The organism is Ancylobacter sp. TW_SC_1 (genome assembly GCF_056836805.1).
The window spans coordinates 3,097,686-3,116,351 of the sequence record NZ_CM166365.1 but is presented as its reverse complement, the minus strand read 5'-3'; the positions used below and the strand labels follow the sequence as shown (position 1 = coordinate 3,116,351).

At 64.2% G+C, this 18,666-nt stretch carries 24 protein-coding genes, 3 tRNA genes and 1 pseudogene; 14 read left to right on the top strand and 14 right to left on the bottom strand.

The genetic code is table 11. From position 1 onward, the window contains the following. The first annotated feature begins 126 nt into the window (after positions 1 to 126). Positions 127 to 2,250 (top strand): DUF3363 domain-containing protein, encoded by a 2,124-nt coding sequence (locus tag AC1PZ7_RS14520; RefSeq protein ID WP_482355921.1) that lies wholly within the window; start codon positions 127 to 129, stop codon positions 2,248 to 2,250. Here AC1PZ7_RS14520 and AC1PZ7_RS14515 read toward each other — a convergent pair. From AC1PZ7_RS14515 to AC1PZ7_RS14495, 5 genes are all read right to left on the bottom strand, one after another. Further along, complete coding sequence (locus AC1PZ7_RS14515) at positions 2,247 to 2,492, bottom strand: hypothetical protein (protein ID WP_482355920.1); 246 nt, start codon at positions 2,490 to 2,492, stop codon at positions 2,247 to 2,249. The genes AC1PZ7_RS14520 and AC1PZ7_RS14515 overlap by 4 nt on opposite strands. Positions 2,493 to 2,702: 210 nt before the next feature. Further along, positions 2,703 to 3,587, bottom strand: a complete 885-nt coding sequence (locus tag AC1PZ7_RS14510; protein WP_482355919.1) for a ComEC/Rec2 family competence protein — start codon at positions 3,585 to 3,587, stop codon at positions 2,703 to 2,705. Position 3,588: 1 nt separating this feature from the next. Beyond that, on the bottom strand, positions 3,589 to 4,323 hold the full coding sequence (locus AC1PZ7_RS14505; protein WP_482355918.1) for a hypothetical protein: 735 nt from the start codon (positions 4,321 to 4,323) through the stop codon (positions 3,589 to 3,591). Then, positions 4,320 to 5,441, bottom strand: coding sequence for a hypothetical protein (locus tag AC1PZ7_RS14500; RefSeq protein ID WP_482355917.1), 1,122 nt, complete (start codon positions 5,439 to 5,441; stop codon positions 4,320 to 4,322). The genes AC1PZ7_RS14505 and AC1PZ7_RS14500 overlap by 4 nt, the downstream gene beginning before the upstream one ends. Further along, positions 5,438 to 6,436 (bottom strand): hypothetical protein, encoded by a 999-nt coding sequence (locus AC1PZ7_RS14495; protein ID WP_482355916.1) that lies wholly within the window; start codon positions 6,434 to 6,436, stop codon positions 5,438 to 5,440. Before AC1PZ7_RS14495 ends, AC1PZ7_RS14500 begins: the two co-directional genes overlap by 4 nt. A gap of 643 nt (positions 6,437 to 7,079) precedes the next feature. Here AC1PZ7_RS14495 and AC1PZ7_RS14490 point away from each other — a divergent pair. Then, positions 7,080 to 8,177: pseudogene (locus AC1PZ7_RS14490) on the top strand (recombinase family protein); the annotation flags it as partial. 48 nt (positions 8,178 to 8,225) lie between these two features. Here AC1PZ7_RS14490 and AC1PZ7_RS14485 read toward each other — a convergent pair. The 3 genes from AC1PZ7_RS14485 to AC1PZ7_RS14475 all read right to left on the bottom strand — a co-directional run bounded on the left by AC1PZ7_RS14485 (position 8,226) and on the right by AC1PZ7_RS14475 (position 9,457). Further along, positions 8,226 to 8,426: a hypothetical protein gene (locus AC1PZ7_RS14485; RefSeq protein WP_482355915.1), complete on the bottom strand. Its 201-nt coding sequence runs from the start codon at positions 8,424 to 8,426 to the stop codon at positions 8,226 to 8,228. A gap of 261 nt (positions 8,427 to 8,687) precedes the next feature. Further along, positions 8,688 to 8,762, bottom strand: a tRNA-Glu gene (locus tag AC1PZ7_RS14480). A gap of 272 nt (positions 8,763 to 9,034) precedes the next feature. Further along, complete coding sequence (locus AC1PZ7_RS14475; protein WP_482355914.1) at positions 9,035 to 9,457, bottom strand: VOC family protein; 423 nt, start codon at positions 9,455 to 9,457, stop codon at positions 9,035 to 9,037. 58 nt (positions 9,458 to 9,515) lie between these two features. Here AC1PZ7_RS14475 and AC1PZ7_RS14470 point away from each other — a divergent pair, with 58 nt between their 5' ends. The 12 genes from AC1PZ7_RS14470 to AC1PZ7_RS14415 all read left to right on the top strand — a co-directional run bounded on the left by AC1PZ7_RS14470 (position 9,516) and on the right by AC1PZ7_RS14415 (position 16,106). Beyond that, complete coding sequence (locus AC1PZ7_RS14470; RefSeq protein ID WP_482355913.1) at positions 9,516 to 10,283, top strand: SIR2 family NAD-dependent protein deacylase; 768 nt, start codon at positions 9,516 to 9,518, stop codon at positions 10,281 to 10,283. A gap of 131 nt (positions 10,284 to 10,414) precedes the next feature. Then, positions 10,415 to 11,017: a cold-shock protein gene (locus AC1PZ7_RS14465; protein ID WP_482355912.1), complete on the top strand. Its 603-nt coding sequence runs from the start codon at positions 10,415 to 10,417 to the stop codon at positions 11,015 to 11,017. Between the two features lie 96 nt (positions 11,018 to 11,113). After that, positions 11,114 to 11,536: a DUF192 domain-containing protein gene (locus tag AC1PZ7_RS14460; RefSeq protein ID WP_482355911.1), complete on the top strand. Its 423-nt coding sequence runs from the start codon at positions 11,114 to 11,116 to the stop codon at positions 11,534 to 11,536. A gap of 81 nt (positions 11,537 to 11,617) precedes the next feature. After that, positions 11,618 to 11,694 (top strand) — tRNA-Pro (locus AC1PZ7_RS14455). A 46-nt stretch (positions 11,695 to 11,740) separates the two neighbouring features. Further along, a complete protein-coding gene (locus tag AC1PZ7_RS14450; RefSeq protein WP_482355910.1) occupies positions 11,741 to 12,046 on the top strand; it encodes an ETC complex I subunit in 306 nt (101 codons plus the stop codon). A 28-nt stretch (positions 12,047 to 12,074) separates the two neighbouring features. Next, positions 12,075 to 12,151: transfer RNA gene (locus tag AC1PZ7_RS14445), tRNA-Arg, on the top strand. 136 nt (positions 12,152 to 12,287) lie between these two features. After that, on the top strand, positions 12,288 to 12,941 hold the full coding sequence (locus AC1PZ7_RS14440) for an SOS response-associated peptidase (protein WP_482355909.1): 654 nt from the start codon (positions 12,288 to 12,290) through the stop codon (positions 12,939 to 12,941). Positions 12,942 to 12,984: 43 nt separating this feature from the next. After that, positions 12,985 to 13,251 (top strand): hypothetical protein, encoded by a 267-nt coding sequence (locus tag AC1PZ7_RS14435; protein ID WP_482355908.1) that lies wholly within the window; start codon positions 12,985 to 12,987, stop codon positions 13,249 to 13,251. A gap of 523 nt (positions 13,252 to 13,774) precedes the next feature. Then, positions 13,775 to 14,194: a hypothetical protein gene (locus AC1PZ7_RS14430; protein WP_482355907.1), complete on the top strand. Its 420-nt coding sequence runs from the start codon at positions 13,775 to 13,777 to the stop codon at positions 14,192 to 14,194. A 211-nt stretch (positions 14,195 to 14,405) separates the two neighbouring features. Further along, positions 14,406 to 14,930 carry a Spy/CpxP family protein refolding chaperone gene (locus AC1PZ7_RS14425; RefSeq protein WP_482355906.1) on the top strand — a complete coding sequence of 175 codons (525 nt, stop codon included), beginning with the start codon at positions 14,406 to 14,408 and terminating at the stop codon, positions 14,928 to 14,930. 423 nt (positions 14,931 to 15,353) lie between these two features. Beyond that, positions 15,354 to 15,668, top strand: coding sequence for a hypothetical protein (locus AC1PZ7_RS14420; protein ID WP_482355905.1), 315 nt, complete (start codon positions 15,354 to 15,356; stop codon positions 15,666 to 15,668). Between the two features lie 87 nt (positions 15,669 to 15,755). Next, positions 15,756 to 16,106: a hypothetical protein gene (locus tag AC1PZ7_RS14415; protein ID WP_482355904.1), complete on the top strand. Its 351-nt coding sequence runs from the start codon at positions 15,756 to 15,758 to the stop codon at positions 16,104 to 16,106. A 187-nt stretch (positions 16,107 to 16,293) separates the two neighbouring features. Here AC1PZ7_RS14415 and AC1PZ7_RS14410 read toward each other — a convergent pair whose 3' ends face one another. The 6 genes from AC1PZ7_RS14410 to AC1PZ7_RS14385 are packed head-to-tail and all read right to left on the bottom strand — an operon-like array spanning position 16,294 to position 18,653. Continuing rightward, the gene (locus tag AC1PZ7_RS14410; RefSeq protein ID WP_482355903.1) at positions 16,294 to 16,509 is read right to left on the bottom strand and encodes a hypothetical protein; all 216 of its coding nucleotides are present in this window, start codon (positions 16,507 to 16,509) and stop codon (positions 16,294 to 16,296) included. A gap of 2 nt (positions 16,510 to 16,511) precedes the next feature. Continuing rightward, on the bottom strand, positions 16,512 to 16,904 hold the full coding sequence (locus AC1PZ7_RS14405; protein WP_482355902.1) for a hypothetical protein: 393 nt from the start codon (positions 16,902 to 16,904) through the stop codon (positions 16,512 to 16,514). Then, the gene (locus tag AC1PZ7_RS14400) at positions 16,904 to 17,131 is read right to left on the bottom strand and encodes a hypothetical protein (protein WP_482355901.1); all 228 of its coding nucleotides are present in this window, start codon (positions 17,129 to 17,131) and stop codon (positions 16,904 to 16,906) included. Before AC1PZ7_RS14400 ends, AC1PZ7_RS14405 begins: the two co-directional genes overlap by 1 nt. A 7-nt stretch (positions 17,132 to 17,138) precedes the next feature. Next, positions 17,139 to 17,501 carry a hypothetical protein gene (locus AC1PZ7_RS14395; protein WP_482355900.1) on the bottom strand — a complete coding sequence of 121 codons (363 nt, stop codon included), beginning with the start codon at positions 17,499 to 17,501 and terminating at the stop codon, positions 17,139 to 17,141. A gap of 52 nt (positions 17,502 to 17,553) precedes the next feature. Then, on the bottom strand, positions 17,554 to 17,853 hold the full coding sequence (locus AC1PZ7_RS14390) for a hypothetical protein (RefSeq protein WP_482355899.1): 300 nt from the start codon (positions 17,851 to 17,853) through the stop codon (positions 17,554 to 17,556). Continuing rightward, positions 17,853 to 18,653, bottom strand: a complete 801-nt coding sequence (locus AC1PZ7_RS14385; RefSeq protein ID WP_482355898.1) for a M15 family metallopeptidase — start codon at positions 18,651 to 18,653, stop codon at positions 17,853 to 17,855. The genes AC1PZ7_RS14390 and AC1PZ7_RS14385 overlap by 1 nt, the downstream gene beginning before the upstream one ends. Positions 18,654 to 18,666: the final 13 nt, after the last annotated feature.

Here is an 18,666-nt window from a genome sequence, read left to right as displayed (position 1 = left end):
AAGCGATTGATAGGCTTATAGCTTTCGTGCGCACGCGCAATGTGCGCTCCGCCAGGCCTGCGCCAGACACGACGTTTCCACGCTATACTTTGATCGATTGAATTTCGACTTGCGGGAGGCAATTGCGTGGCCAAATCTGCGGTTATGACACGCCGCAATGAAGATGATTTCCGCATCAAACCGGGCCGGCCGCGAAGCCGGCGGACGCGGCTCAAGACACACGAGCTGCCCTTCGTCCGGCAGGCTCTGATCGCCGCGCGTGATGCTGGTGGCGGCGCGCGGCCGGGTGGTTGGGCTGCCCGAGAAGGCAGCAGCGGCCGGTTCAATGCGCGCGGTCGTGGCGCCAAGGTAATGGCGTCGCTGCCGCGAGACAGTGGCGGCTGGCAGTCGGGATCCTCAGGCCGGTTCCGCTCTCGGCGCGTCGTGGTGAAGGCGCGGGTGGTGAAGCTTGCCGGGAAGGGGAAGGGCGAACGCGGCCCGAAGATGCGCGGCGTGGTGTCCGTCGGAGCCGTCGGGGCGCATCTGCGTTACCTCGAACGTGACGGGGTCACTCGCGACGGCGAGAAAGGGCGTGCCTATTCTGCTCTTGGCGATGAAGTCGACGCCAAGGCCTTCGTCGAGCGGAGTGGCGAGGATCGCCATCAGTTCCGCTTCATCGTCGCGCCGGAGGATGCCACTGAGCTCGGCGACCTGAAGCGATTCACCCGTGACCTGATGCGGCAGATGGAGAGTGACCTCGGCACCAGGCTCGACTGGATCGCCGTCGATCATCACAACACCGGGCACCCGCACAGCCATATCCTCGTTCGAGGCGTGCTGGATGATGGCCGTATCCTCAACATCGCCGGTGATTACATCGCCCATGGCATCCGCCGTCGGGCGAGTGAGCTGATGACGCTGGAACTTGGCCCGCAGACCGAGGTCGAGTTGCAGAACAAGCTGCGCCATGAGGTGGACGGCGATCGCCTCACTCGGCTCGACCGGATGATGATCGCCGAGCAGCGTGAGCACGGCATCCTCGATCTGCGGCCGGACGCTGGCGAGAGCTACCTCGTGCGGACCAACCGGCATGTTCTAATCGACCGGGTGAAGCGGCTGGAAAACTTCGGCATCGCCGAGGAGATCGAGCCCGGACGCTGGAGCCTCGCCGAACGAGCCGAGAGCACCCTCCGGGCGATGGGCGAGCGCGAGGACATCCTGCGCACCATGCACAGCGCGCTGGCCGATCACGGACTCGCTGACGAACGCGGCGCCGCGCAGTACGTCACCCATGGCAACCGCATCTCCCACGCCCTTGTCGGTCGCGTGCTCGACAAAGGACTGGCCGGGGATGAGATGGGCGAGCGGTTCTATCTCGTCATCGATGGGGTGGACGGACGCACCCACCATGTCGAGACCAGCGACGCCTCCCGGTTAGACGACATCAAGCGCGGCCACATCGTCGCGCTCGACCCGCTGCCGACACGGTCCGACCCACGTCCGGCGGACCTCAACATCGCGACCATGGCCGAGGCGAACGGCGGCATCTACCGGCCCAGCGAGCACCTAGAAGCGGCGCGCCCGACGATCGAGCAGCAGCGCGGCGATCCGGATGCCTTCATCCGCGCCCATGTGCGCCGGCTTGAAGCGCTGCGTCGTGCCGGCCATGTCGAGCGCATCGACGCCGACCATTGGAAGATCCCGGACGATCTATCCGAGCGCGGCATCGCCCATGACGCACACACCGCGAGGAAGGACTTCGCGGTCCGCACGCTCTCTGCCGTCGATCTCGACCAGCAGGTGGCTAGCGATGGCGCAACGTGGCTCGACCGGGAACTGGCCTCCCGCCAACGCACCGAGCTTTCCGACTCGGGCTTCGGCCGCGAGGTGAACGACGCCCTGGAGCGCCGCCGCCAGAGCCTCGTCGACCAGGGCCATGCTGTTCGATTGGAGAACGGCAATGTCCGGGCGCCGCGCGACATCCTCGCCCGACTCGAAGCGGTCGAGGTGGATCGCGTCGGCCGTGTCCTGGCGGCAGAGCGCGGCCTTGCCTACACCCCGAGCCAACCGGGCGAGTATGTGTCCGGCCGGCTCGCCGGCTCGGTCAATCTCGTCAGCGGACGCTTTGCCATGATCGACGATGGTCTCGGCTTCCAGCTCGTGCCATGGCAACCCGTGCTGGCAAAGCAGATCGGCCGGCACATCTCCGGTGTATCTCGCGATGGCGGCGTCGAGTGGAGCCTCGGCCGAAGCCGGGGGCTGGGGCTTTAGGTCGAGCTGTCCGGCAGTGGCGGCGTCTCCAGATCGGGATCGGCCGGCAGTGGCGCCAAGGGATCGATCTCCGGAAACAGCGTGCGCTCGGGCAGCCAATCGCCAAACGAGGCGGGATCGAGCGCACGCTCCAGTTCACTAAGGCGATGACGCGGCCAATCCCGCATGCGCTGCGTTTCGTTGTCCTCGATACCTTCCGCCCAGTCGATCCAAGAGCGCAGTTGTTCGACCTTGCGGCCCATCTTGACGATCTCGTCGAGCAGTTCGTCGCGTTCCTCCTCACGCTTGGTGCGCGCCTCGGTCCGCTGCCGGTTCTCTTCCGCGCGGCGACGGAGGCGTGCGTTGCGCTCGCCTTTGAGGCGTTCATCGCGCCGGTAGCCGATCCAGCCTTCGAGTTCCTCGATGATAGAGGGGAGTTGAGCCTCCAGGGTCGCACGAGTGTTGCCTGCGCATCAGAACAGGATGTCCTTGAACACCGCCGCGTTTGTCCGCAGATCGGCAGTCATGTGGAAGTTTGCTCCGGGCAAGAGGGCTTTGTATCGGCCATCGTCGGGATGGCTGTAGCTATTGGGCCGCGAGCAGGAGAAGAGCACGTCCAAGATCGGCGCCCTGGACCAGCTCTGCAGCAGTTTGTCGGTAGACGCGGTCCAGTGCGTGCCAGCGCCATGATGAAAGGCAATAATGGCCCTGAGCTTTACGCCTTGCTTTTCCAAGCTGACAAAGGGAGCGACCTTGTCGAAGGGAGCGTCACCAGGAAGTAGGATGGCTTCGTCGCCATTGCTCGTACAGTGAACGATGGCGAGCGCGACGCCGCTCTTATTGCAATCCTCATTCTTAGCAAATGCTCCGGGGAACGAACCAATCTTCTCCGCAAGGATGTAGTCGCCGTTTCCGGCGGTGAACCGGATTGTTTGACCGACATGCTTTTCGGGGATGCAATGGATGTCATTGAGTGACGCGGAGAACCGCACCGCCCGCGGCGAGGTCACTTGGCGCGGGACCACCCATCTCGCGGCCTTTGCCTGGCTTCCTTTCGGCGCCGACGACCAGTGATCCTCATCCCAGTGCGTCAGCATCAGCAGCCTGTTCTGTGACACCGGCATGCGGGTATCAACGTCTGCATTGGTTGTGAACGGGTTGCGCTCACGACCACCATAGTCAAGTTGAAGCGCCACCTGCTCGGTGTCGCCAACCTTCGCCAGGATAGCTATCGCGTCTCCTTGTCCGACATCGAAAACGCGGACACCGAGGATCCCCGATGCAGCCGACAATGGCGTAATTCCCGAAACACTGGTCAGGTCCGGACTAGCAATCGCTTTTCTGGTGCGGACAGCCATTTCAGTTTCCTGCACTCTTGAGTGCTTGCGGAGGCAGGTAGAGCCGCCGACCGGGCTGCTCCCAACGGCCTAGTTCGGGCCCAACATCGGGTTCAGGGGGGAGCGGCTCCCCTTCGCCGCCAGTCTCTTCTCCAAACTCGGCGTCAGAGATATGAACCAGGGAGAATATGTCCCTAAGCTGGTATTCGATCGGGAGCGGCACGGCATCCACGTATTCGAGGGCGCCCGGCATATACGGGCCGCCCGGCAGCTCTGGAGCGCCAACAAAGATGGGCAGCGCATCCTCCCCAGGAGACCGCTTCCTCACCACCATCCAATACCACGCTCCCGGGACGAGGATATCTCTGACATATTGATAGTCCGCATCATTCGGCCCCAAATAGAGGTCGAAAATGGGGAGCGGTTGCTCACCGAATACCTCGTTCAGCTGATCTTTTCTTCGACTGCGCTCACCGTCTGTGACGTTATCGTGGTCCAGCTCTTCGAACGTGTCCGCGCTCTTACGGAATTGGGCTGCGTCGATGCCGCTTGCGCGAATGCGCCAAGACCGATCGCTGAGTTCTTCGGCCATGATATTCTTATCGAGCGGCTTTTCGTCGGGGCCCATCATACCTTCCGGATTTGCCGGTCCAACCTCCTCCACAAACACGTAGTACTCGCTCCCGCCAAAATGCTCGGCGACGTACTCGTGAAATCTCCAAGGCCATGAAAGACAGCGGTAGCGCATCGAAATCATACGAACCTCTCGACAACGGCGAGCCACGCCCAGGAAGCCAACGTCAATGCTATCGCCGCGAGTCCGGCCATCAAGAGCACGCTGGTCACGCGGACAAGGCCCCGAACGGGCGCCCACATGGGACGCCACACTTTCGGTTGGAATAGTTTGGGATCGCCGGCTAGTGCACGGGAGTGACGCCGCAGGAAACGATCCCACAAACCTCCGGGCCCAAGGTTGGCGTCCAGCTCTGTGAGTTCAAAGCAACCGCCATGTTCGTAGCCGGGATCCATCACATTGATTGCAGCGACGTTACTGAACCCCCAGCGTGCACCCGGCCCAGCTCCTGGTATGAAGTATTGTGCGAACGGAACTGCCCAGTCCTTGCCGCCGCAGTGACAGAGCACTCCCTCGAGCCGACCTTGAGAGATTCGCTCCGACCAATTGTAGTTGGGCTGGATCACAGTTCCGGCCGCTATTACGCGTCCAAACGATAGGTCGTCGAACTCCGGCATTGCGAGCAGCTGGACAAACAACTGGCTTCCGAAACTGTGGAGAATTACGTCCGGTGGTTCGGGTATTCGATTGGCCTTCGCGTGGGCAACTGCAGCGCGGATGGCTTCCCCTAGCTGCCTTGCCAGTTGGCGATGACGCCAGCGCACGAGGACGCTGAAGCGAATGAGGCCGTACTTGTAGATTAGAACAGGAGCGCTGTACTTGAGCTTGTTCCCTAGGCGCCAACTGAGTTCCTGCTGCCACTCGCCATGTGTATTGAATCCATGAATCACGATCACCCACGGAATTGCGCGAGGAGGATGTCCGCCCACCCGGTAAGTAACCTTCGTTGCGATACCCCCGTGGTCCGAGAAAGCCTCCTGACAAAGCGGGCATAGCACCGCGTCCGGATCCAGCGCACCTAGGTCTTCTTTGCAAGCCGGACAGGCTTGCCCCTCGCGGCGCTCGACCAAGCCGGCCATCGACGCGGCATCCAGGAACTCCACCGCTGCTTCTGGTTGAAGACCGAAGTGCTGAGCCGACAGCTTCGGGTCAATCTCCGGCGACGATCCGCTCGATATCCGCGCCAGTAGGGCATCCACGGCCTGGTTGCCGAACTGTCTCCGTAGGTCTGACTCGCTCATTGGTGAGCCCAGATCACACCGAGAACGGTGTAGACGTCCTCCCGCTTGCACTGAACCCAAACCCGCACGCGGCTCTCAACCCCGTAACCCTGTACCTTTACGTTGCGGCTGAGCTTGGCGTGCTTGGTCTGGAGGAAATGGAACTGCCCGTCGGCGCCCGCGAAGCTGTTATCGTTGACGCCTCGCCGGGCCTCAAGGAGTGCTTCCACATCGCCGATACCACCCTCGCTCAATGTGGAAACGACGTCGACGTGGCCGCCGTCCGTCATCATTCGGGTTGATTGGACGCGCGTATCGTTTTGTAGGGTCATGTTCTTGAAGGCTTGACTCAGCGGGATGCGCTCCGGGTACGTATCGAAGAGCCCGATGTGCTTGAGGTCGTCTCGTACGTGTAGATGTATGGGTGTATGGGCGTCACCCTCGACGGCCAGCTGGATCATCACCGCGCAGAACGGGTCCGTGAAGCGCCAGGCGAAGCGAACCACGGAACGGTCGAACCGCTCTCGATAGGCTTGGTACTTGTAGCGCTCCTCATCCTCAATCCGTTCGAAGTCCTTCGACGGCGTTCGTTCCCACCCGCCCGCACCCTTGTGCCAAGAAATGAAAAGGTGGTCGGCTGTTAGCGAGACCGCGCTGAGCTCGAAGTCCTCTGGGAACTCATAGCTGATGGCCGTATCGATCAGCTTGGCGAAAGCAGAGCTCTCGATCTTGCCCCGTATTTCCGCCTTCGACACCGAAGGTGGCTTGAACAGATAGATGTGTTGGTTGCCCCAACCCTCCACCTCGGAGAGCCAGTCCTCGATCATCTGCCTCGTCAATGTACCAGCGTCGATGGCCGCGAGGATATTCTTGAAGAAGTCGGACTTGTTCGTGCCGATCTCTAACTTGTGCTTACGCAACAGCTCTTTGATAAATTCATTACCTTGCACAAGAATGATTGAGCGAACAGCATCCTTTAGCTGTTGCTTGTCCGAATCGGCGTCCGCAACCGGCATTGCGCATATCCCCCAATAGATACGCACATCATTCTGTGCGCGATTTACTAGTTTGTCACGCACTACAGATGTATGTGCGCCGCGAGATCTTCTCAGACGCTCCTTAAAGTCCGCTTCGCGGGCGCAAAGTAGACGTCGCTGCAAGGACAGTCGAACGCCAATTATGGTTCATTGCCGCCATAGCGCTCCACCAAGCGTATCCCGGGAAAGACTCCCGCGCCGCATCTGACAAGTATTTTTGCGCTGCTGCACGCGGTTGTTCTGCGGCGTAGAATTGGCATGTTGGCCAGTGGGGGGATGCCCTTGATCCTCCGCGCATGCGTCACTCGCGTCCGTTTCGTCCGAAGAGAATACACAGTGTGGGCAGTGATGCTCCATCGCCAGCTGCGAGCTCGTCTGGCGCACCACTCTCAAAGATCCCGCACCGTGATGCGCGCGTCATTCGAGATGCTGAGCAAAACCTTGCGTCCGCTGACTCTGTCGAGCATGATTCCAAGGTCGTGCATGTCACCGACGACTGGCCGTCGAGCGTTCCTATCACACCTGAAGAAGTCGATTTGATCGAGGCCTTCTTCAAGCGGGAGATCGACGCGCTCCTGAGGTGACGGTGCTGCCGAAGGGACCTGAGGGAGGCGATTGGGCCATGAACGTAGCCTTGCCGATCACCAGCCGGGCCGCCCTCTATCTCCGCGTTTCCACCACGCGGCAGGCCGACGTTGACCTGTCCATCCCAGATCAGCGCCTCCAGACCGCCGCCTATTGCGAGCGGCAGGGCTGGTCCGTTGTGGCAGAGTATGTGGAGCCGGGTGCGTCGGCGATGGACGACAGCCGGCACGAGTTCCAGCGGATGATTGAACGGGCATCCGATGACGATCGCCCATTCGATGTCATCGTCGTCCATAGCTTCAGCCGGTTCTTCCGCGATGCCTTCGGGCTGGAGATGTACATCCGCCGTCTCGCGAAGCACGGCGTGCGGCTCGTCTCCATCACCCAGGAGCTCGGAGATGATCCGGCACAGGTCATGATGCGGCAGGTCATCGCCCTGTTTGACGAATACCAGTCCCGCGAGAACGCCAAGCACGTGCTGCGGGCCATGAAGGAGAATGCCCGGCAGGGTTTCTATAACGGCGCTCGCCTGCCGCTCGGGTTCACCCTCGAAGAGGTCGAGAAGCGCGGCCATCGCATCAAAAAGCGGATCGTCGTCGACCCCGTGGAGGCCGAGCTGGTGCGGCTGATGTTCGATCTCTACCTGCAGGGAGACGGCACATCGGGTCCCATGGGCATCAAGGAGATCACCAAGCACCTCAACGCCAAGGGCTACCGCACCCGCCTCGGAGCACGCTACGGCGTCGGCACCATCCACGGCATCCTGACCAATCCCGTCTATGTCGGGGAATGGAGCTTCAACAAGCGCAGCTCCAAGACCGGCCAAGTGAAGCCTCAGCACGAGGTCATCCCGATCTCGGTGCCGGCCATCCTCGAGCGCCGCACTTTCGACAAGGTGCAGAAGGCGCTCAGGGCGAAGAGCCCGCACAACAGCCCGCCACGGGTCATCTCAGGTCCGATCCTGCTGACGGGGCTTGCCTATTGCGCCTGTTGCGGCAGCGCCATGACGCTGCGCACCGGTACATCGAAGAGCGGCAGGGTCTATCGCTATTACAGCTGCTCGACCTCCGGCCGGGTCGGCAAGTCGGCCTGCAAGGGGCGAACGGTGCCGATGGAGAAGCTCGACCATCTGGTCACACGCCATGTGACCGAGCGCGTCCTGATGCCGGAGCGACTGGAGGCGCTACTGCAGTCCGTTGTGGACCGGCGGGTGAAAGCTGATGCTGAGGTCCAGGCGCGGATCGATGAACTCTCTCGCGAAAGAACGACGGCGGAAGACAAGCTGCGGCGGCTCTACCAGCTTGTCGCTGACGGCATCACTGAGCCCGACGAGATGCTCAAGGAGCAGATTGCCAAGCTCAAGGCAGATCGGGATCGGGCGCATTCAGCGCTGGAGCGGATCGAGAATCAGGGTGCCGCCGCAAGCCGGCTTGATCCGGACAAGCTTGCCCGCTTCGGGCAGTTCATGCGCTCAAACATCACCGAAGGCGAGGTGCCGTTCCGCAAAGCCTATCTTCGCTCGCTGATCGACGCTGTCGAGGTCGACCAGCACGTCGTGCGGATCCACGGATCAAGGACGGTGCTTGAAAGAGCCGTGTTTGCCGACCGCGCCACCCAGCCGGGTGTTCGCGGTTTTGTACGGAAGTGGCGCGCCCTAGGGGAGTCGAACCCCTCTCTCCACCGTGAAAGGGTGGCGTCCTAACCGATAGACGAAGGGCGCGCAGGCGGGGCCCTTATAGGGGCGCGCGCGTCGGCGCACAAGACGTCCTCTTGCACGCCATCCACAGCCTCGCGGGGGCCGGGCGAGGCGGCGGCGGAAAGCGGCGAGGGGCGGCCGCAGGGCGTGCTGCGGCGGGCGCGGGGCATCCGCCCGTCCGGCCCCGCGGCCGAGCCGCCACCTCGGGCGGAGCGTCACGACGGGGCCTCACGACGGGCGGCACGCCGGTGCACCGCCGTGCTATCTCGCGGCGCCGGCCCGCATCGCCGCCATGCTCACCACTTGCCGGTGTTCGGCATCGACAGCCACGGCTCCTGCGGCGCCAGCGCGGCGCCGTTCTGGAGCAGCTCGATCGAGATGTCGTCGGGCGAGCGGACGAAGGCCATGCGGCCGTCGCGCGGCGGGCGGTTGATGGTCACGCCGCCGTCCTGCAGTTTCCGGCAGGCGGCGTAGATGTCGTCGACCTCGAAGGCGAGATGGCCGAAATTGCGCCCTTCGCCATAGGTTTCGGGGTCCCAATTGTGCGTCAGCTCGATTTCGGCGACGCCTTCCTGGCCCGGAGCGGCGAGAAAGATCAGCGTGAAGCGCCCCTGCGGCACCTCCTTGCGGCGAACTTCCACCAGGCCCAGCTTGTTGCAGTAGAAGTCGAGCGAGGCCTCGATGTCGGTGACGCGCACCATGGTGTGAAGGTACTTCATGGAATCCTCTCGCGGGCTTCGCCGGCCGTCCGGCCGGCGGTTCGAATGAGCGCAACATATGATCGTGGACGATGACATCAAGGCGGCCTGCGCCGATCTCGCGGAACTCCTGAAGCGGATGCGCCGGGGCGTCGCCTTCACCGGCGCCGGCCTCTCTACCGAATGCGGCATTCCCGATTTTCGCTCGCCGGGCGGCCTGTGGACGCAGAACCGGCCGATCGACTTCGAGACGTTCCTGTCCAGCCGGGCGATGCGCAGCGAGGCGTGGCGGCGGCGCTTCGCGATGGAGGCGACCTTCGCCGGTGCGCGGCCCGGCCGCGGCCACCGCGCACTCGCCCGCCTTCTGGAGGATGGGCGGCTGGGCGCCATCGTGACGCAGAACATCGACGGGCTGCACCAGGCCTCCGGCGTGCCGGCGGAACGGCTTGTCGAACTGCACGGCAACAGCACCTACGCCACCTGCCTCGACTGCGGCACGCGCTACGAACTCGACTGGGTGCGGGCGCGGTTCGAGGCGGCGCGGGAGGCGGCGCCGGACTGCCTCGATTGCGGCGGGCCGGTCAAGACCGCCACCATCTCCTTCGGCCAGCCCATGCCGACCGAGGCGATGGCGCGGGCCGCGGCACTGACCGCCGGGTGTGACGTCTTCCTCGCCATCGGCTCATCGCTGGTGGTGCGGCCGGCGGCCGGATTTCCCGTGCAGGCCAAGCGCGAAGGGGCCCGGCTCGTCATCATCAACCGCGAACCGACGGAGCTCGATCAACTCGCCGATCTCGTCATCCATGCTGACATCGGCGACGTGTTCGATGCCGTCGCGGCCGCGTGACGGATGCGGTCAATCGCACACACGAATCAATTTGGGTGTTTTCGTGGCGGCATCGGGTGATATGCTTCGAAATCAGAATCATGGATCTCCGCCGATCCGGGCGGAACAGCGTTCCTGGAGGTAGGCAGCCGATGGTATCGGACGGTTCTCTGCCACGGCCGGGGTTGGTCTTGAATGACGGGCTGGACCAGGACACCGATGCGGCCGAGCGCGCGGACGGGGCTCTCGTCCAGATCGCCGGAACCATCAAATGGTTCGACGTCTCCAAGGGCTACGGCTTCGTGGTGCCCGACAGCGGCGGCGGCGATGTGCTGCTGCATGTCACCTGTCTGCGGCGCGGCGGATTCACCACGGCGCAGGAAGGCGCCCGGGTCGTGTGCGAGGTCGTCGCGCGCGAACGCGGTTTCCAGGCGCTGCGCGTCATCTCCATGGACGAATCGACGGCGCTCCACCATTCGCAGCTGCCGCAGGCGCGCACCCATGTGACGGTGCAGCCGGTCGGTGGCTTCGAGCGGGCCTGGGTGAAGTGGTTCAACCGCCTGCGCGGCTTCGGCTTCCTGTCGCGCGGCGAGGGCACCGAGGACATCTTCGTCCATATGGAGACGCTCCGCCGCCACGGCCTGAGCGAACTGCGTCCGGGGCAGATCGTGCTGGTGCGGTTCGGGCCCGGCCCGAAAGGCCTTATGGCCGCCGAAGTGCGGCCCGATGGTGCGGCTACCCCATCGTCTCACTAGGGAAGGCGCCGGTAGCGCCGTTTGAGTATGAATTTCGCCTGTTCCCCAGCGTCGTCGCGTCTGCGCGCGCATCATTGGTTCGTACTGGCGCTCGCCATGCTGGCGCTTCTCTATGCCGGCATGGCGGTGCAGGCGGCCAATTTCGAGAAGCTGACGGTCGTCACCAGGGCCGGTCCGGTCGACTTCCACATCGAACTCGCCATCACCCCGACGGAACGTTCCAAGGGGCTGATGTACCGCACCGAGCTGGCCCCGAACGCCGGCATGCTGTTCGACTTCGGCGCCGAGCAGCCGGTCTATATGTGGATGAAGAACACCTACATCCCGCTCGACATGTTGTTCATCCGCTCGGACGGGCGCGTGGCGAGCATCGCGACGGAGACCGTCCCGCTGTCCACGGCGACGATTTCCTCCGGCGTGCCGGTCAAGGCGGTGCTCGAATTACCGGGCGGGACCGCGCGGACGCTCGGGATCACGGTCGGCGACCGCATCGAGCACCGGCTGTTCGCCGGCGGCTAGATGAACGTGTCGTGCTTGACGCGACGCGCAGGGGCATGCGATGCCGGCTCGCCGAGCAGGCTCGGCCGCACCATCGATCGTCGGGGCATAGCGCAGCCCGGTAGCGCGGAAGTTTTGGGTACTTCAGGTCGCAGGTTCGAATCCTGCTGCCCCGACCAATCGGACGTGCGAAGCTGAGCGGTGCGAGCGAGGGGAGCTAAGGAAATGGTGGCACGTATCTACAAGCCGACGCGGAACGCCATGCAGTCCGGCACGGCCAAGACCAAGCTCTGGGTGCTCGACTACGAGCCCGAGCAGCCGCGCCAGGTCGAGCCGCTGATGGGCTACACCAGCTCCGCCGACATGAAGAGCCAGCTCCGCCTGCGCTTCGACAGCAAGGAAGAGGCGATCGCCTATTGCGAGCGGCACGGCATCGCCTATCAGGTGCAGGAGCCGCAGGAGCCCACCCGGCGCCGTATCGCCTATGCCGACAATTTCAGTTTCCGCCGCATCGGCCAGTGGACCCACTGACCGCGCCTGCCGCGCCGGCGGCGTGCGTGGCCGCGTAGCTCAGCTGGATAGAGCAGCCGCCTTCTAAGCGGCAGGTCGCTGGTTCGAGCCCAGCCGCGGTCGCCAACTATCTTGTTGATAAAACGGTCGTTTTGGCGGGGCACGAGGTGCCGGCCGACAGAACGAAATAGGCACATTGGTTCCAATTTTCTGCCGCTCGTGACACATAGTCCCGAGATATTCCCGAGCGGGATGGGGCACCATGTGCAACCTCTACAGCCATCACTCGAACGTCCGGGCGATCACCGACCTGGTGGGGACGCTGCGCAACAGCGCCGGCAACATGGCGCCGCAGCCGGGAATTTTCCCCGACTATTCCGCGCCGATCGTGCGCACGGCCGAAGACGGTGAGCGCGAGCTGGCCATGGCGCGCTGGGGAATGCCGTCCCCGGTCTTCGTGCTGAAGGGCAAGAATCGGGATCCGGGCGTCACCAACATCCGCAACGTCGCGTCGCCGCACTGGCGTCGATGGCTGGGCCCAGCGCACCGCTGCCTCGTGCCCTTCACCAGCTTTTCCGAGAATGCCCCCGTCACCCACGAGGTGACATGGTTCGCCCTCGATGAAGGCCGCCCGCTCGCCTTCTTCGCCGGCCTGTGGACGAATTGGACCAGCGTCCGGAAGGTGAAGGAGGGCGAGGTGACGGCCGACATCTCCGGCTTCCTCACCACCGAGTCGAATGCGGATGTGAGGCCTATCCATCCGAAGGCAATGCCGGTGATCCTGACCTCGGCCGAGGAGCGCGAGGTGTGGATGCGCGCGCCGTGGGAAGAGGCAAAGGCGCTGCAGCGGCCGCTTCCGGACGGTGCGCTGACCATCGTCGCGCGCGGTCCGAAACAGGATGGGCCAGCCCTCTAGCGAGGTGCTGGACGATGGTGGCGGGAATCGGCGAAGGAACGCAATGCAGCCCTTCGAGATCGTCCATCGCAAGCTCATCAAAACCCCGGACGGCCTGCGGCCGGCGCCAGCGGATCGGCCGGCGGATATGCGCACATGGACCGGCTTCGTGGCGCTCATCCCCCGCGACCCCGCCAGCGTGAAGAAGCAAGTCGAGGCGGTCCGGATATCTTTCGATGCCGATGTCATGCCGGCCGAGGGCGGCACGTGGGTTTGCGCGGGATACAGCGATCTCGAGAAGATCGTCAGGGCGTTGCGAGAGACCCGCTAGTTTGGGCGGGGTGGTCTCGTTTGATCCTCACCGCCGTTCGATTGTAGGCCCCCCGGGTGGCAGCACCGTGAGCGTGATGCTCCTGCCCCCACACTCGATGCACCGCAGTTTCGGCGCCAGGTCCGCATGCAGCGCGCCGTGATCGTGTCCCAGCGTGGAAGCGAGTGCCTCCAGATCGAGCACACGGGTATGCCAGCATTCGGTACAGGTCGCCCGGATGCCGTACCGATTCGCGATGCATTCGCCGAGGGTGCTGTTCACGGAAGCCATAGCGAGAGCATAGCCCGGAACGCAGAAAAGGCCCCGCCCTCCCGGAGGAGAGCGGGGCGAGGTTTGGGAGGAAACGCCCAAGAAGGGCTAGGCACGGCACGTCACCTCCGGCACGCGGCCGGCGGCTTCTCAGGACGACGGAGCGGCGGGCAGCGCGGCGCGGCCGGGTTTTTAGGTAATGAGTGCCCTTAGGGAACGTCGACGATGCGCAACCGTTCTCTCTTTGCCAAGTCACTTGGCCAGGAGGAACACCATGAAGACCACCATCGCACTTTGCGCTGTCCTTTCCCTCGCAAGCGGCATTGCCCATGCAGGACCGTGCTCGGACCGCATTGCGGAACTCGATAAGAAACTCGCCATCACGGACGCCGGATCGGGTCCGACCGGAGAAGCTCCGGCAGCCATGTCCCATTCCGATGCAGGCGCCCCCAAAGCCGGGGAAGCGCCGGGCACCGGCGGAACCGCCGGCATGAACGCCGCCGTCGGCGACCGGGCTACGTCACCCGGAGACGTCCGAGCGCAAACCTCGGGTCAGCCCACAGCCGCACAGGGTGGCTCGTCGTCGACGCAACAAATCAGCGACGCCCTGGCTCGTGCCAAAAAGGCCGACATGGCCGGTGATGCAACCGCATGCCGACGGGCCCTCGACGACGCTGAACGCCTCGGGGGCTAAGCTATCCCCCTTCCCCCCGGAGGAGAGCGGGGCGCGCCGACGTCATATGAAACGTGAGGCCTGACGGCGGCCGGAAGCTCCGACTAACCGGGAGCCGCGGCGCTTCCGACCCTTGACGCAGATCAGCGACCTGACTCTGCAAAGCGCTCAATCTAGCTTCGAACTCCTGCGTGCTTGGAGCACCTGCGAGTGAGGCGTGAGAGGATGTCACATGTCAAAGCTCTCGATTTATACCGCCGCCGTGATTGCGCTTGGAGCAGCATTCATTTCACCATCCCTTGCCCAACCCCAGCAAGGGATGATGGGAATGATGGGCGGCGGGTGTCCGACCTTCGGCATGATGGGGCACGGTCGCATGGGCCAGGGCGGCTCGGGTGGCTGGTTTGGCGGCATGATGGGCCGCCAACCGAAGATGGGCGCCATGGCCGAGGGTCGTCTGGCCTATCTGAAGGGCGAGCTGAACATCACCGCCGCGCAGATGCCGGCATGGGACGCATACGCGTCTGCTGTTTCCGGCCGGATCAAACTCATGCAGGGAATGCGCGAGGGCATGGCCGAAACGATGCGGAAGGGTACCGCGATCGAACGCATGGATGCGCGGATTTCGGGCATGGAAGCCATGCTGGAGTCCCTGAAGGCGATGCGGCCGGCAACCGAAGGGCTCTATGCAGTGCTGACCGACGAACAGAAGGGCCTCGCCGACCAACTGATCGGCGGAGACTGTGGCGGCTTCTGACGGTCTGAGCTCGCGGGGCAAGGAAGACCCTCCGCCGGAGCCTCTGCTGCTCTGAGCCTCTTATTCTGCTGCGTCGGTTTTCACCAGCCGCAGCCCGGCAGGCGGTATGTCCGGCGGAGGCTGGGGCGTTGTCGCGATGTCAGGAAGATAGATGCCGCAATGCGGCTGGTACTTCCGGAACTTGCCCCTGCCAGGTGACGGCTGCCGCGGATACGGGCAGGTGAAGGCGATGCGATCGAGCAGTTCCTCAAGACCACAGCGTGCGCCATGTTTCTCCGCGAGCGTGGCTAGGCGGGCTTGACCGCGCCGCGTGCATGACCAGCACGCAAACCGCACCACCACATAGGGGTAGTGTGCCAAGCATGTCGGGATATCAGGCACCGTTCTCTCTATAGGCTGGCCTATGGATTCCACGAGAACGAAATGAGAACAAGCCAGCTGGACACCGAGCGCCAGAATCGCGCACAAGCCGCCAGCATGGAACCCTACAAGATCGTCCTGAAGAAGCTCACCAAGGCCGGCGATGAATGGATCATCGCGCCGGATGATCGGCCCGCCGACACGCGCATATGGACCGGTCGGTGCGCCTTCGTTCCCGGCGACCCGGCCGAACTCCGAAAGCACGTCGCCGCCGTGCGCATCAGCTTCTCGGCCGAAGTGCTACCAGCAGAAGGCGGCGGATGGGTGCACGCAGGCTACAGCGACCTCGTGAAGCTGCTGAAAGAGCTCAAAAAATAACCACCGAATACATTCCAGAATGTAACTTGCCGATCGGCGCCGCCCTATCCGAAACTGCATCGGGCTCCCTAGATGCAGGGTGAAGCGATGGATCCGGCAATCGAGCAGATCGAGAAGGTGCGGCGAGCCTCCAGCCGTCATCTGGCGGCGGTGAGGCGCGCGAGCGCTGCCGAACAGGCCCGCGTACCTGCAGAGATAGCAGCGGCCATGGACGCCCTGGATGAGGCCTCTGAGGAGCTCCAACAGGAAGCGCTGAAGCTCCTGACAGAGAAGCGCCCGCACACCGCCGCCGGCGCGGCCGAGGTGCTGGCCTATCTTGCGAGCCAGCAGGGTGCAGATTCCCTTCCCGACACCACAGAAGATGGACGGGATTTTCCACGAGCGGTCATGGCGGTTTGCGCAGCGGCAATCCGTGGTGGCCTTCAACAGCGCCGCTAGTCCGCCAGCACAGCCGCCCCGCGCGCTTCTGGCCTCAAACGACAAAAAGCCCCGCCCTCCCTGGGGAGAGCGGGGCGAGGTTTGGGAGTAAACGCTCAAGAAGGGCTAGGCACGGCACGTCACCTCCGGCACGCGGCCGGCGGATTTGGGGATAGCCTTCGCGCCTCCCGGGGGCGCGACGAGCCGCTCATGCCTCCGACCGCCACGTCGACACCGGCAGCGGCGGAGCCTCGTGCATCCCCTTGCGCGCCTCATAGGCGGCGCGGATCAGCACAGCCGCCAGAGCCTCGATCTGCTCGGGCGTGCCGTGTACCGAGCTGTGCCTGTGCCGCACGAACAGGATGCCGAGATGTCGGTCGAAGACGATGCGCTCCTGGGGGGCGACCTCTGGTCGGGACCCCATGCTCAGGACCGGGTGAAGAGCCGGCGGATGAAGTCCCAGATCTCGGCGGAATAGGTCCACACGAGATAGGAGACCCCGCCGAAGACGGTGGAGACGCCCGTGGCGCCGACCGCGACGACGGCGCCGATCCGGTCTCTGAATAGCTTGTTCGTCTCCAGCTCTTCGGCATGGTCCTTCAGCATCGCCTTGTGCTGATCGACCGCGTCGACCACCGGTCCGATCGCGTGCCTGACATCGGTCACGCCATCCTTCACCGTCGCGATCTCGGCGCGGACCTCCCGCCGGAAGTCGGCGCCGGTCTGACGTTCCAGCTCTTGGTCATCCTTCAAGTTTCGAACGTCGGCCCGAAGCTCGCCGAGCTTCTCCATGATCTCGTGCAGGATCGGCTCGGACATCAGTTCCCGCCTCCGAAGCCGGCGCCCACCTGGTCGTAGAAAGCAGCGCAGCGCGCCACTCGGTCGTCCTCACCATCAGCGACGATTTCCCATCGCTTCTGGACCCACCGCCACTTCTCGCCCTCCTTCGGGACGACACGCGGCATCTTCTCGCGGCACTCCGCCGGCAGGTCGGGAAGATCGACGCCCGCCGCCACCGTGCCCGTCGCCGCGGCGGCTGAGGTCAACCGCTTCTCAGTGGTCGTGCAGCCAGCGAAGATCAGAGCCATCGACACGAGCGCCATCGACACCGCTGTCTTCCGCGACCAGTCGTTCGTATTCAGCCTGAGCACGGGCGGCCTCCTGTTTGGCGAGTTCGGCACGATCGAGAGCGGCGCGCAGCGCGTCGTCAGAGGCGGCGCGCTGGCGAAGTAGCTCGTTGACTTGCGCTTGGAGGGCGGTTCGCTCCGCGAGCTGGACGTAGCCCTCGCGCGCGGCCTTCGCGATGGCTGGGTCGTCGATGAGGTTGTCGTAGGCCATCATCGTCGACCAGGTGAGGAACGCCCCGGCCGCCGCGCCGGCGCCCATCTTCAAGGCGTCGAGGAAGCCGAGCATCATCTATCCTCCCAATCCGACAGATCGACGGAGCGGAGCTTGCGAGAGATCAGGCTCATTGCCCGAAGCCCTCCGGCGGCTCGTCGACCGGCGACGGGCGGCGGGGCGGGAAGTGCAGCCCGTCGCGGGACCGCACTTCGGCGTCGCGTTCGTTCTTGTTGTCCCACGTCGCGCCAAAGACATAGGTGCCGATGGTGGAGCCTGCCAACAGGATCAGGCTGGTGGCGATGACGCGATGCAGTTCCGTGTCCCGACCCCAGACGGTGAGGTAGACGACTTCGGCCGCACAGAAGACGAGGATCGCGATGACCAGCCGGCGGCGGACGCCCCATGGTGCGGACCACTGCTTTTCCATCACAGCCTCGCCGCCTGCACATGCATCCAGTCGTAGTTTTTGGCGCGACCGAGCGAGACCCAGCCCTCCGCTTCCCAGATTCTCCAGAACTCCTCGGCGTCGGGCCGCGCGAGGCGCGCGCGATCCCGGCCCCATTTGAGCTGGTTGCGCTCCGGATCGAAGTCGATCGCGATGCCCCAGGCGTGCATGGAATAGCCGGAGCCGCCGCGCATCTTGCGGACGTTCAGGCTGCCGCCGAAGAGGTCGAGACCGAGGTCGTGGATCTTCGCGATGCCGTAATGCGCCAACACCCGGTCGAGCGCCCGCGCAGCGCTTGGCGCCACCTTCTGGTGCAGCGAAATTCGGGTTATCGTCTGCGACTTGTCCCATGCGAGGACCATCGGATAGGGCAGCGGGATCGTGACCTGGTGCGTGCCGACCGCGCCATAGAAGGACGGCACGCCGGACTGACGAGGCCACACGCCGCCCGGCGCGCTCAGAGCGATCGGCTCGGAATCGCGCCACGTCTCGACGTTGGCGTCACCGCGGCGCCGCGCCTCCCAGACGTCGAGGGCATAGCGCGTCTGCGGCCCCTCCAGGCCGTCGATCTTGCCGGCCTGGATGCCCTGCAGCGTCATCATCGCCTGCGCGGCTGCCAGCGCCTTGCGCGCCGGCGGCCAGGCGGAGAACGCCTTGGCGCCGACCTCGGTCAGGAGGGCATTGATCGCCGTCTCGGTCTTGGTGCCCCAGTCGCCGTCTACGGCAAGCGGGGGCGTCCAGCCGCGCGCGTTGAGCGCGGACTGCAGGTCACGCAGTTCCATGGGTGGCTCCGAA